The 13,226-nt window shown below is 65.6% G+C and carries 8 protein-coding genes; 6 read left to right on the top strand and 2 right to left on the bottom strand.

Annotation, left to right across the window (positions count from 1 at the left end; translation table 11 throughout):
* The first annotated feature begins 13 nt into the window (after positions 1-13).
* On the top strand, positions 14-1,048 hold the full coding sequence (locus tag ACQPYH_RS29030; protein WP_432877584.1) for a LacI family DNA-binding transcriptional regulator: 1,035 nt from the start codon (positions 14-16) through the stop codon (positions 1,046-1,048).
* Positions 1,049-1,274: 226 nt separating this feature from the next.
* Positions 1,275-6,002 (top strand): galactose-binding domain-containing protein, encoded by a 4,728-nt coding sequence (locus tag ACQPYH_RS29025; RefSeq protein ID WP_432877581.1) that lies wholly within the window; start codon positions 1,275-1,277, stop codon positions 6,000-6,002.
* Between the two features lie 89 nt (positions 6,003-6,091).
* On the opposite strand, the gene ACQPYH_RS29020 is transcribed toward ACQPYH_RS29025, so the two are convergent.
* Positions 6,092-7,039, bottom strand: a complete 948-nt coding sequence (locus ACQPYH_RS29020) for a LysR family transcriptional regulator (protein WP_432877579.1) — start codon at positions 7,037-7,039, stop codon at positions 6,092-6,094.
* Between the two features lie 126 nt (positions 7,040-7,165).
* Between ACQPYH_RS29020 and gabT the strand changes: the two genes are divergently transcribed.
* The 4 genes from gabT to ACQPYH_RS29000 all read left to right on the top strand — a co-directional run bounded on the left by gabT (position 7,166) and on the right by ACQPYH_RS29000 (position 12,389).
* Positions 7,166-8,506 (top strand): 4-aminobutyrate--2-oxoglutarate transaminase, encoded by a 1,341-nt coding sequence (gene gabT, locus ACQPYH_RS29015; RefSeq protein WP_432877576.1) that lies wholly within the window; start codon positions 7,166-7,168, stop codon positions 8,504-8,506.
* Between the two features lie 31 nt (positions 8,507-8,537).
* Complete coding sequence (locus ACQPYH_RS29010) at positions 8,538-10,022, top strand: NAD-dependent succinate-semialdehyde dehydrogenase (protein ID WP_432877573.1); 1,485 nt, start codon at positions 8,538-8,540, stop codon at positions 10,020-10,022.
* 235 nt (positions 10,023-10,257) lie between these two features.
* Positions 10,258-11,664, top strand: a complete 1,407-nt coding sequence (locus tag ACQPYH_RS29005) for an aldehyde dehydrogenase (protein WP_432877571.1) — start codon at positions 10,258-10,260, stop codon at positions 11,662-11,664.
* Positions 11,661-12,389 carry a gamma-glutamyl-gamma-aminobutyrate hydrolase family protein gene (locus ACQPYH_RS29000; RefSeq protein WP_432877568.1) on the top strand — a complete coding sequence of 243 codons (729 nt, stop codon included), beginning with the start codon at positions 11,661-11,663 and terminating at the stop codon, positions 12,387-12,389. The genes ACQPYH_RS29005 and ACQPYH_RS29000 overlap by 4 nt, the downstream gene beginning before the upstream one ends.
* Positions 12,390-12,417: 28 nt before the next feature.
* Here ACQPYH_RS29000 and ACQPYH_RS28995 read toward each other — a convergent pair whose 3' ends face one another.
* Entirely contained in the window at positions 12,418-13,101 is a 684-nt protein-coding gene (locus ACQPYH_RS28995) for a TetR/AcrR family transcriptional regulator (RefSeq protein WP_432877565.1), read from the bottom strand.
* Positions 13,102-13,226: the final 125 nt, after the last annotated feature.

The following is a 13,226-nucleotide window of genomic DNA, read 5'->3' as shown; positions in this document are numbered from 1 at the left end:
AGAAGTCCAGACCGTGAGCATCGATGAGCCGCAGCGATCCGCCACTCTGGACGACGTGGCCCGCGCCGCGGGAGTGTCTCGTTCTACGGCCTCGCGGGTGATGAACGGAAGCTCACGCGTCGTCTTGGAACCGACCCGCCGTAGAGTCGCCGCGGCCGCGTCCCAGCTCGGCTACATCGCCAATGCCGCCGCCCAAGCGACAGCCCGCGGCCGCACGGAGACGATTGCTTTCCTCGTCAACGCGGTCTCCGACGACTACTTCTCGCCCATTGCCGTCGGGGTCTTCCGGGCAGCCGAGCGGGTCGATGCGCTCGTCACCTTCGCCTCGTTCAACGACAACCCTGCCCAAGCGACACGTATCGTCTCAACGCTCCGCGGACAACGACCCCAGGCGATCATCATCGCCGGCAGTCGGACAGTCTCGAACCGAGACTTCGATCGTCTGGTAGCTGAGCTCGAAGCATTCGAGCGAGAGGGCGGACGGGTGGTGACGATCAGCCAAGAGGGCCTCCCCTTCGACACTGTCGCCATCGACAACGTGGCTGGAGGTCGGCAGATCGCCCGTCGTGCCATGGAGCTCGGCTACCGCCGATTCGCGATCTTCGCCGGCCCGCGCGATGCACTGACCGCTCGGGACCGCACTCACGGGATGTCGGCCGAGCTTGCCGAGCATCAACTCGCACCGTCAGCGGAATGGATCTTCCACAGCGACTTCGGGCGGGATGGCGGGTACGCCGCCGCCGGCGAATACCTGCGCCGGTCCAGCGGAACTGACTGCATCCTGGCCTCGAGCGACGCGATCGCGATCGGTGCGATGGCCCGGTTCCGGGAGGCAGGCGTGCCGATCCCTGAGGCTGTCGCGATTTCGGGCTTCGATGACCTCGCCATGCTGCGTGATGTGCATCCGGCACTGACGACGCTCCACTTGCCGTGGGACGAGGTCGGCGAGGCGGCGTTGACACTCGCGACTCGGCCGAAGGCATCCCGACAGCTGATTGTCCTCAGCGGCTACCCCGTCGTGCGCGAGAGTACCCCCGCGCGCGCCTAAGAATTTCGACAGAACGAGTAACGCGCCTTGACCCTTGACGGCGTCAACCGTGAGAACTAGCTTGCCCAGGCAAGCGCTCTCCTAAGCGTGATGAGAGCCGTCCCTCACAGCAAAGGCGCACAACACGATGATTCGATCGAGAACCACGAGCGAGCCACTCGGCCCGGTACCGAGCCTGCCGCCAAACAGACTAAGAAGAACGGGACTTGGGCGCACCTGGTGGTCGATGGCCGCCGTGCTGGCCATCGCTGCCACCCTGCTCGGTCCCCTCGTGCCGCCTGTCGCCCGGGCCGCAGGCGCGCAAGCAAGCGCTGTCCTGGATGTCATCGACTTCGGTGATTCGAGCTCCGAAGCCGCTCACAACCTGACCGCTCCTGACACATCCGTCGTAGCGGGCGCGAACGGACAATCCGCGCGAGTGAGCAATCCGCTGACGCCGCGAAAGAACTACGACGGCGACCTCACGTTCCTGCTGAAGGTCGACCCGTCGCTGCAGAATTATCTGTCGATCAAACTGTGGGGCGAGGACAGCTCTGCCTACAAGACCGTCGTGTTCATCAACAACGAGCAGGTCGAGTATCGCCAGAACGGCGACTACGAGTCGATCAACATCGGAACCCTTGGCGGGCTGAAGAACCGGTTCCTGTTCAACACCGCCATGCTTCCCCTGTCCTCGACGCAAGGCCAATCCGCGGTGCTGGTGACACTGCGCACGTACAGCGGTCTCGATCCATCGGCGCCGGCGGACCAGCCGTCCCGGCCGATCTACTCTGCCTTCACCCACACGTCGCCGACCGTGACACTGGACGCATCGGATCGGACCTCCTACCAGCCGTCGACTGAGGTTGCGCCTGCCGTGACCGACCAGCAGGCGCAGGGCTACATCGACAGTTACGTCGCCAGTCAGGTCAAGCTCTTCAACGACCTGTCGGCAAAGTCCGATGCCTCCGCCGGTGGCAAGATGGCGATCGAACGCTATAACGAGGAGTTGCGATTTTACGCCCAGTCTCTCGCCGCGAGTTGGTCGCCGGCGAAGACCGACGCCGACAAGCGCGCCGCGCTCGACCGGATCTTCAAGTCGATCGACAACTACACCAAGGACTACTACGGCAACGTCCGCAGCCTCGGTAGCGGAGGTCACCAAAGCGACTGGGGCGGGTACTACTCGATCCTCGGTGAGGTGCTCTACGTCGTTGAGAACTACATCTCGAACGACAAGATCTACGGCGAGAAGGCCTTCAAGGAGTTCCTCGCCCAGCCCTTCACCACAGGAACCATCGACGGCGACAACTCGATCGCAGGCGTCGGTTGGGACGGCGGTCAGCTGACCCGCGGGCAGGCCTGGGAGCGCATCCTCAAGGCCAGCTACGACTTCTCGCGTTCGCGGCTCTCCTACATTTATAACCAGATGCTCTACACCTACGAAGGCGCCTGGCGCGCGAGCGAGGGGCTGAGAGTCATCGGCTCGAAGTTCTACCCCGGAAAGGCCCGATCGCAGGACATCCTGCTCGAGGCGACCGGCGTCAGGCCGTTCCTCGGAGAGGAGGTCCTGTCCGGACCCAACGGCGAGGACCTCGACATTTACCACAGCCTCTTCCAGCACGACCAGAACGTCGCGTACACCCCGGACACGCTCCAGGTCGTGATGAAGGGACTGGCGAAGAGCAAGGTCGACAGGGTGGGGAACGTGATCCGCCGGAAGCCCTATGGCACTGACTACACCGGAATCACCGCGGCCGGACTCACCCGCGAGAACGGCTACGTGGGTGGTTACGGTGAGGCGGCGAACGACATTGCGAACTACTTCTGGGAGACGATCGGGCACACGGGCGACGAGGAACTGAATGCCCAGCTGCTCAAACTCTCTCTGAAGAGCATTCACGCGCGTGGAGAAGCTCGCTACCCCGGCGAGGACGCGAATGGCGATCGGGCAATGTTCGAGCAGAACGTGGTCGACGACAGGACCACGGCCTACCCAGGTCGCGTCGCCTACGGCACCGAGGCGCAGAAGGGTGTGGCTTTGAAGTTCGCCGGCCTCGAGCAGTACATGGCCGACAACTCGGAGCTGTACGGGGGACCGGAGTGGAAGATCTACTGGGGCTACGCGCGGGAAGCTGTCGGCTTCGCTCAGCAGCAGCTGGTCGACAACCAGTACTTCAACACCTTCAACCAATGGGTGCTGACGCAGAACAAGTACGACTTCCGACTCGGCGAAGAGTATTCGTATATCACTGCAAATCGTGCCGGCTACACCCGCTTCGGGCAGGTCGCCGCCGGCGTTGTGCTCCCTCACACGAACCTGGCCCAGTACTCCGATGCGGAGCTCGCCAAGCTCGGCATCGATCGGACCACCTACAAGAACACCCAGTTCGCCTGGGTGGACATCGACAACCTCCTGGTCTCCGGACGCGATGGCGATACGCATTTCTACGGGTCGCTGGCTGAACGCAACCGTGGTTTCACCGGAGTCGGACATGTGGACCTTCAGTACGGAGACTACGAGCAGTTCGCCCAGGTAGCTACGGAGGGCATTCTGGACTCGCAGAGCTACGTGTTGCGCGCGCCGTCCAAGGAAGACCCCGCGATCTTCGATCGCTATGAATCGGCCGACGACCGGCCGTTCGGCCTCGCCGGCGAGCTCGCCCCGGTCGCGTACCAGCCAGGGGTAGGCACGATTTCGCGTGACAACTGGAACGAAGACAACCCGTACTCCGGATACCCCAACCTTGCGACCACGCGTTATGGGAAGTACTTCGTCGCTGTCAACACGACACGATCCGCCTACAAGAACGCGCGGGCCTACACAGTGAAACTGCCGGATGGTTTCTCAGGATCCACTGTTGCCGATCTTGTATCGGGCAAGCAGGTGAAGGTGAGCCACGGTTCGATCAGTATCCCCGCGTACTCCGCGGTCGTCCTGAACCTCGGCACCGACGTCGTCGAGCCATCCGTCCCGAACAGGGTCGATGTCGTCGCGACAACGCCGGGCAACGGCGCGGTAGGGCTCACCTGGCGAAATGCAGCCGGAGCGACTTCCTACATCGTGACCCGGTCCAGCAAGCCGAACGACAAAGGTCAGATCATCGCGCAATCCGTGCGGGGAACATCGTTCCTGGACAGGACGGCACCACGCGGAACGTCGTACTACTCGGTGATCGCCACCAACCAGGTGGGATCCTCGGACTCGTCATCGCCTTCGAAAGCGGTGGTGACTGCATCACGGACGAGTTCCCTGGCTTCCAGCGGGTGGCGCGACGATCTGATCGGCTCGGCATCATCCGGTCGCGCCATCGTCACGGGCAGCACCGTAACGCTCAAGGACGCGAACGGGACCGGATTCGGTGCCGGCGACGACAGCGTGCTGCCGGACCGGTTCAAGCCTGACTCGACGTACATGACGACCCGCCTCGTGCAGGGTGACGCCGTAGTCTCGGCGAATCTGTCGCAGCTGGGTTCGAATGACGGTGGCATCATCGTCCGCGACAGCACTGACCCGGTGGGACGTTACGTCTATCTCGGAGCCGGCGCCAACGGGCAGATTGTTTTCGCTACCCGATCTATCGACACTCGCGCGGACATCGGAACGGGCAAGCCGGGAGACAATGCCGGCGGCGGTTACACCCGCAGCCCGCTCACCGAGAGCGTCGATGGATATTCGGTGAAGAACTACCCGTACGTGCAACTGATCCACCACGCGGATTCGCAGTCGTTCGTGGCGCTCGTATCGAAGGACGGTCAGTCGTGGACGAGGGTCGCGTCTGCTGCGATCCCGATGCTCGATACGGCGAACTACGGCGTCACCGCGCAGAAGGCCGGCACCTTCACGAAGGTGTCGATCACGCCGCTCGCGGCGGGTACAGTCACGCCGACCGTCGCGCAGTCCGCAGACAAAGCGACTGTCCAATGGAACAAGCCAACTGCCGCGATCGCGTTCGATGTGTACCGCACCGAGGACGACAAAGTGGCGAAGACTGATCCTCGTTCCGCTCAAGGCTGGACGAAGGTCATGAACAACCGCTTCGCACTCTCGCTGACCGACACGATGCAGGCCGCTGAGGCGTACTACAAGGTGGTGTCGCGATTCGTCGACGGGTCGACACAGGTGGGTCCGAGCTCGGGCCCGGTATTTGGTGAGAGCCTCGACCAGATCATCGTCCGCGCCAAGGCGCTGAAGTCCGACGATTACGACCGCGGTAGCTTCTACGTTCTGCAGCAGGAACTGGCCCGGATCGAAGCGGCAACCTCGAAGCCGGACGCAGATATCGCTCAGCTCCGCATGGAGCTGTACGCGGCGATCGGCCAGCTCGCGCCCCGGTCGGATGAAGTCAAGCTCGATACGTTGGGTGATGCGACGATAACGACCTCCCATCCGGAGTTCGGAAACGGGGGGCGCCCGATCAACGAAGTCGGAAAGCTCATCTTCGATGGGTCGACCGGCACCTCGATCACGCTAGCGTCTCCGGACAACAGTTGGATCACCGCCGAGTTTCCAGCGCCGGTGCTCGTCTCGAAGGTACGGGCGTACCCGCAAGCGGCACGCCCCGACACCATCGCGCGCATGAACAATGCGACGATCCTCGGCTCGAATGACGGCTCCACCTGGTCAGAAGTCGGGACCTTCACCGGTGTCACCGATGCCAAGTGGTACGACATCGTCCCGGCGACCCAAACCGCCTACAAATTCCTCCGGTATGCGGGCGTGAACGGCTCGTGGTCAAGCGTCGCGGAGGTCGAGTACTACAAGACCGTCGTCGACCGTTCCCTCGTGGATGTGCTCGTCAAGCAGGCAGCTTCGCTGGACGAGACGAAGTACAGCGCCGACTCCTGGGCAGCACTGCAGGCTGCGCTGGCAGAAGTCGCAAGCATCGACTCGACGACGAACCAGGTAGCGGTGGATGCCATCGCGGAGGACATTCGGCAAGCGATCGGAGGCTTGAAACCGGCCGGCAACTGAATCAGGAAACGAGCGGGGTCGTGCGCACTGCACGGCCCCGCTCTTGCTCGTCAATGGGAACGAAACCCGGCTGCTGTTGAGGACGCGTTTCAAGGCTTTCGGGTGTGCTGTGCAGTTTTGGCGGTGGGGTGCTGGGTGGCTCGACGCGGCGGTGGGGTTACCTGCGCTCCGTAGCGGGTGATGCAGAAGTCTCGGAGCCGCTGCGCGAGACTCGCGATGGTGGCGGCGCCGTGGTGAGCCGGATCCCACGCGGCGTAGAGGCTGATGTGCACCGCGCCGGCTGGGCCGTCGATTGCGAGTCCGTGGAGGCCGAAACGCGGGTCGTCGGAGACGACGGCGACGCCGCGTCCCGAGGCCGCCACGGCCTGGGCCACCTCGGCAGTCGCGAACTCATGGACGGAGCGGTAGCCGTGTCTGGCGAGGTCGACGGCCTGGTCGAGGGCACGGCGGGGGTGGAAGTCTCGGCTCTGCACCAGCAGCGGCTGCTCGACCAGTTCCTCCAACGGAACCCGGCGCCTAAGAGTCCATGGATGGTTGCCAGGAACGTACGCGAACACCGGGAGGTCGGCCAGTGCCATGCCGGCGAGCTGCTGAGGTGGGGGAGTCGTGCCCACCGCGACGTCGGCGCCGCGCCAGAGCGCGTCGTAGACCGAGGACGGTACTTCCTCCCAGACGGCGGGCATGGGATCTCCCTCGGCCAGCGTCGCCAGGAACGGTGCGACGACGTCCGTCAAGGTCGTGCCCGGCGCGGCGATGGTGATTCGCTGCAGCTTCCCAGCCGCGATGCCGGCGGCGGTGTCGAGCGCGGCGTCGGCCTGGGCCACGAGGGTCTGTGCCACCGGCAGGAACTCGCGGCCGGCAGCACTGAGCCGCAGGCGGCCGTCCTCACGCGCAAACAGGGTGATGCCCAGGTCGCGTTCGAGCTGACGCATTTGGCGCGATAGCGACGGTTGCGTGATGTGTATCGCGGCGGCGGCCGCGGTGACCGAGCCCGCCGCTGCGACGGCGGCGAAGTAGCGCAGGGTGCGTAGTTCCATGCCATGCCTCCCAGGCATGGATGACGTGCAGGACAGGTATTGGACAGCATGGTACGCGTTCGCCGAGGCTCGGCTGTGAGCAACTGGCACACCGCCTGATCTGCCCGTCCGAGAAGGAGATCCGACATGGCCACGAGCGTCGAGCAGCGCCGCCACCTCGCCACGGTGATTCCGGGCCCGCGCTCACAGGAGTTGCAGGCGCGGAAGCTGGCTGCGGTCTCTGCGGGGGTGGGAACCGGCCTGCCGGTCTACGTTGAGCGGGCAGACGGTGGAATCCTCGTCGACGTCGACGGCAACCAGCTCATCGACTTCGGATCTGGGATCGCCGTGACGACGGTCGGCGCGTCTGCCCCCCGCGTCGTCCAAGCGGTGAAGCGCCAGGTCGAGGACTTCACGCACACCTGCTTCATGGTGACGCCGTACGAGGAGTACGTGGCAGTCTGTGAGAAGCTCGCGCTGCTCACGCCCGGCGACCACGAGAAGCGATCGGCGCTGTTCAACTCCGGGGCCGAGGCGGTTGAGAACGCGGTGAAGCTCGCCCGCGCCTTCACGGGGCGCGCGGCCGTCGTCGCGTTCGACCATGCCTACCACGGCCGGACCAACCTCACGATGGCGCTGACCGCGAAGAACATGCCCTACAAGCAAGGCTTCGGACCGTTCGCCGGCGAGGTCTACCGCGCACCGATGGCCTACCCCTACCGCTGGATCGGTGACCGGGAGCGCGTTGCCGGGGAGGCGTTCGAGGCGTTCGCGTCGCAGGTCCGCGCTCAGGTTGGCGAGCAGAACGTCGCGGCCGTCATCATCGAGCCGATCCAGGGCGAGGGCGGCTTCATCGTTCCGCCGGCGGGGTGGCTTCGTCAGGTCGCCGAGTGGTGCCGCGAGCACGGGATCCTGCTCATCGCTGACGAGATCCAGACCGGCTTCTGCCGCACTGGAGACTGGTTCGCGTGTGACCACGAGGGCGTGGTGCCCGACCTCATCACCACGGCGAAGGGCATGGCCGGCGGCCTTCCGCTCGCAGCGGTGACCGGACGCGCCGAGGTGATGGATGTCGTAAGCCCGGGCAGCCTGGGAGGGACCTACGGTGGGAACCCGGTGGCGTGCGTGGCCGCACTCGCCGCTATCGAGACGATGGAGGCAGACGACCTCTGCGGCCGAGCCCGCGAGATCGAGGGGCTCTTCAAGGCGCGGTTGCACCGGCTCGCGGAGAAGTTCGACGTTATCGGCGAGATCCGCGGCCGCGGCGCAATGGTGGCCGTCGAGCTCGTGCTGGGGGGAGGGGACACGACACCGGCTCCGGAGCTCACCGCTGCCGTCAACAGGCATTGCCACAGTCAAGGTTTGGTCACCCTCACCGCTGGCACGTTCGGCAACGTGCTGCGCTTCCTGCCGCCGCTGACAATCTCCGACGAGCTGCTGGGCGAGGGCCTCGACATCCTCGAGCAGGCCTTCGTCGCCAACGCCTGAGTCCCTGCCACGCCACTCCGAGGAGACACGCATGCCCCTCAACACATCCGAGATCGAGGCCGTTCAGTCGGTACCGGCCAGCCTCTTCATCGACGGGCAGTGGCGAGACGCCGCAGACGGCGCCCGCTTCGATGTCGACGACCCCGCGACTGGCGAAATCATCGCCACGGTGGCCGATGCGACAGTAGCCGACGGTGGCGCAGCCTTGGGTGCTGCGGCCGCAGCCCAGGGTGCCTGGGCAGCGACCTCACCGCGCTCACGCAGTGAACTCCTCCGCGCGGCCTACGAGCTGCTCACCGAACGTACTGAGCATTTTGCCACGCTCATGAGCCTCGAGATGGGCAAGCCGCTCGCTGAGGCCCGTGGCGAAGTAGCCTATGCCGCCGAGTTCCTCAGGTGGTTCGCCGAGGAGGCGGTTCGCATCTCAGGCCGGTGGATGGCGGCGCCCAGCGGCGACAACCGGCTGCTGACCATGAAGCGTCCCGTCGGACCGACCCTGATGGTCACGCCCTGGAACTTCCCGCTCGCGATGGGAACCCGAAAGATCGGCCCCGCTGTCGCCGCCGGCTGCACCATGGTCGTCAAGCCGGCGAGGCAGACACCGTTGACAATGCTTGCCTTCGCAGACCTGATGCGCGAGGTTGGCCTGCCCCGCGGGGTTCTCAATGTTCTGACGACGACCCGTGTCGGCGAGGTGATGGAGTCACTCGTCCGCGACCCCCGCGCACGCAAGCTCACCTTCACCGGGTCCACGCCGGTGGGCCGACTTCTCGTGGAGCAGTCGGCCACCCAGCTTCTGCGGGTCTCGATGGAGCTCGGCGGGAACGCGCCGTTCATCGTCTTCGAGGACGCTGATCTGGACGCGGCGGTCGAGGGTGCGCTGCTGGCCAAGATGCGGAACATGGGCCAGGCCTGCACGGCGGCCAACCGGTTCCTCGTGCACGAGTCTGTCGCGGACGCCTTCGCGGATCAGTTGTCCGAGCGGATGTCGAGTATGCCGGTCGGCCGGGGCTCCGCCGAAGGCGTTGCCGTAGGCCCATTGATCGATGCTGCCGCGCAGACCAATATCGCGGCACTGGTTGAGGACGCGATCGGGCGGGGTGCCCGGCTGCTCTGTGGGGGCAAGGTGGTCGGCAAGGCCGGATACTTCTACGCTCCTACCGTCCTGATCGATGTGCCCGGCGACGCGCCGCTGCTGCGCGACGAGATCTTCGGCCCGGTCGCTCCGGTCACGACGTTCGGCACCGAGACCGAGGCGATCGCACGTGCCAACGACACCGAGTACGGCCTGGCCGCCTACCTCTATACCCGGGACCTCGCTCGCACCCTGCGGATCAGCGAGGCGCTGGAGTTCGGCATGGTGGGGGTGAATACGGGGATCGTGTCCAACCCGGCTGCGCCGTTCGGCGGCGTCAAGGCCTCGGGGTTCGGCCGCGAGGGCGGCTTCGAGGGTATCCACGAATACCTGGAGACGACGTACGTCGGTCTCTCACTGGAGAGTGCTCAACCTCTCTGACGCCGCTCCCGATGCCGTTCGTCATTGTCACTGCGAGCGTTCATACACCGAGCTGCGCTGGGGTGCTTGACGAGGCTTCCGCCGACCTCTAAATTGGACATTCGTAGAAAATAAGTGATGCTGATCAGCTACCAGTGAAGGGCCACAAATGGCAGCCGGAGAGACAGCTGAGATGTGGCGCGCCCGAGCGAAACGGTTGGTCCCGCCTGGGCGGATGGTGATCGATGGTCGCTGTGTGACCGCCGCGGACGGACGTGTGATGGAGGTCCTGTCGCCTCGGGACGGGCGTCCCCTGACGGCCGTACCGGACGGCAGCGCCGTTGACGTCGACGCGGCGGTCGCGGCGGCCCGGCTTGCCTTCGTCGACTCACCCTGGTCCCGAATGTCCCCGGCCGAGCGCAAGCTGGTGTTGCACCGATTCGCGGACGTCGTCGAGGCTCACCGCGACGAGCTGGCCTTGCTGGTCTCGCTCGAGATGGGTAAGCCGATCGAGTACGCGTATTCGATCGAGATGCGGACGACCGTCGCCTGCTACCGGTGGTACGCCGAATGGGCGGACAAGCTTTCTGGCGAAGTGCCCGAGGTCGGCCGGGAGGCGCTCGCGCTCGTCACGCGCGAACCGGTCGGCGTAGTTGGCGTAGTCGTGCCGTGGAACTTCCCCATGACTCTGCTGGCCTGGAAGGTGGCTCCCGCCCTGGCGGTCGGCTGCACCGTCGTCGTGCGACCGTCGGAGCTGTCACCGCTGTCGGCGTTGCGGGTCGCCGAGCTCGCGCTGGAGGCAGGTGTGCCGGACGGCGTGCTCAATATCGTTACGGGGCAAGGCTCGGCGACGCCGCGCGCCCTGGCGCTGCATCCCGGTGTCGACGCGGTGGCCTTCACCGGTTCGACGGAGGTGGGCAGAGAGTTCCTGCGCTACTCCGCCGACTCCAACCTCAAACGGGTCTGGCTCGAGCTGGGTGGAAAGTCGCCGAGCATCGTGCTGCCGGACGCCGACCTACCGGCAGCAGTCGCCGGCACCGCTGGAAACATCTTCTTCAACCAGGGCGAGATGTGCACCGCACCCTCGCGCCTCCTTGTGCACCGTGCGGTGCGAGACGAGGTCGTAGATGGCGTCGTCCGGGTCGCAGAGGCCATGCACATCGGTGATCCCCTGGATCCCGCGACCCAGATCGGCCCCCTTGTCAGCGCAGCTCACCGGGAGCGGGTCGAGGCACACACCGCACGCGCGGTCGATGAAGGTGCTCGGTTGCGAACCGGGGGAGGCAGGCCACCCGGCTCCGAAGACGGGTTCTATTCTCAGCCCACCGTCCTGGACCTGGTCGAGCCTGAGATGGCCATCGCTCGCGATGAAGTGTTCGGCCCTGTCCTCTCGGTTCTCACCTTCGAGGACGAGGCCGAGGCCGTGCGCATGGCCAATGACTCGGTCTACGGCCTTGCGGCCGCCGTGTGGACGCGCGACGTCGGCGCCGCCCACAGGGTCTCCCGTCAACTCCAGGCCGGGACGGTGTGGGTGAACTGTTACGAGGAGGGCGACATGACCGTTCCCTTCGGCGGTTACAAGCAGAGCGGCAACGGTCGCGACAAGTCTGTTCACGCGCTGGAGAAGTACACGGAGCTGAAGACCACCTGGCTGGCGCTGTGAGGGATCGACCGCTGATCGTCGTCCCTGCTCGCTTCTCCGAGTCCGCCTCAGCCCTCAGATTCCGCGCCGAGGTCACCGCCCGCGCGTTGGCGACCGCAGTGTTCGCCGCCGGAGGCGAGCCGGTGACGGTGCACCCTCACGCACGGGACGGCATGGTCGACGAGGCACAGGTCGCCGATCGCTTCGACTTCGCCGACGGGGTGCTTCTGCCCGGCGGCGGAGACATCACTCCGGCGCTGTACGGCGGCGTCGAGCATGACGAGCACTACGACATGGATCCCGAGCAAGACGGCTTCGATCTCGCCTTGGCACGTTGGGCGCTACATACCGGGCGACCGGTGCTCGCGATCTGTCGGGGACTGCAAATCGTGAACGTCGCGCTGGGCGGCACCTTGGTTGCCCACATGGACACCCCACACCGACGTGTGGTGTCGAAGCTCGCCCTCGAACCGGAGTGCTCCCTGGCCGACGCTCTCGGCGCCCGCACGCTCTCGATCAGCTGCTATCACCATCAGGCGCTGGACCGGTTGGGTGATGGGCTGGGAGCGGTCGCCCGGTCAGCCGACGGCACCGTGGAGGCCGTCCAGATGGTCGCAGCCGATGCGCCATGGTTCCTCGGAGTGCAGTGGCACCCAGAAGACACTGCGGCAACTGACCCAGCGCAGATGGCTATTTTTGCCCAACTGGTGGCAGCCAGCCGCCGCGCGCTGCAGCCGGCGAGTTGACGGCCCCTTCTGCAGTGCAGGCGCGCGCTCAGCTGTGAAGCAACGAGCGATTGAGCGACATGGTCTCCGGGTCGTGAAGGGCAGCCACGTCGGCGGGCCATCTGTCGCGAAGCGACTGTCCGGGATCGGTCCACGCCTCCAGGATCTGCTCGACCAGTAGACGCTGCATCGACGGAGGCGTGCGGTCAGGAAGAGTCACCACTCGCACCTGCATTGCATGCACCGTTGTCACGAGCAGCTCTGCAAGCGGGGCCGGTTTCGCCTCTGCCCTCAGGTCGCCGTCTTCGATCGCTTGCTCGAGCATCTCCTGGACACTGCGGGTCCAGGCTTCGTGCTCCTTGGGCAGCAGCGTGCGCAGGCGTTCGTCGGTGGTGATGCGTCCCCAAAAGCACACGACGATGCGTGCCTCGTCGACGGTCATCGCCTCCATCGGCAGCAGGTCGCGCAGCGTCGCAAGCAGTGCGTCGAGACCGCGCCGACCCGCAGCGCGTTCGGCGGCGCGCGCATTGGTTCGGGCGAAGACCTCCTCGTAGGTGGCGGCCAGCAACGCGTCCTGATTTGTGAAGTAGTGGCCGACCGCCCCGTTGGCCACGCCGAGTTCCTTGGCGATCGCACGCATGGTGGCGCCCCCCAACCCGTCCCGTGCCACGAGACGCAGGGTGGCATCGACGATCTCGGCCCGGCGCTGCTCGTGGTCGACAAGTTTCGGCACGGTGCCGCCTCCTCTTCTGCTTGTGCTTTGGCTATCCGGCAAGGTCCTAACGCTATGGACCGCAGCTCCCACCCGGGCCGGCGCGGGGCATTGCTGCCGCGACGGGCGCGCCCTGCCGACCGAGT

Origin of the sequence: Kribbella sp. CA-245084, assembly GCF_050942355.1 — a bacterium.
In the GTDB taxonomy this organism is placed as follows: Bacteria; Actinomycetota; Actinomycetes; order Propionibacteriales; family Kribbellaceae; genus Kribbella.
Note: the sequence above shows the minus strand (reverse complement) of the source record. Positions and strands in the feature narration are given on the sequence as shown.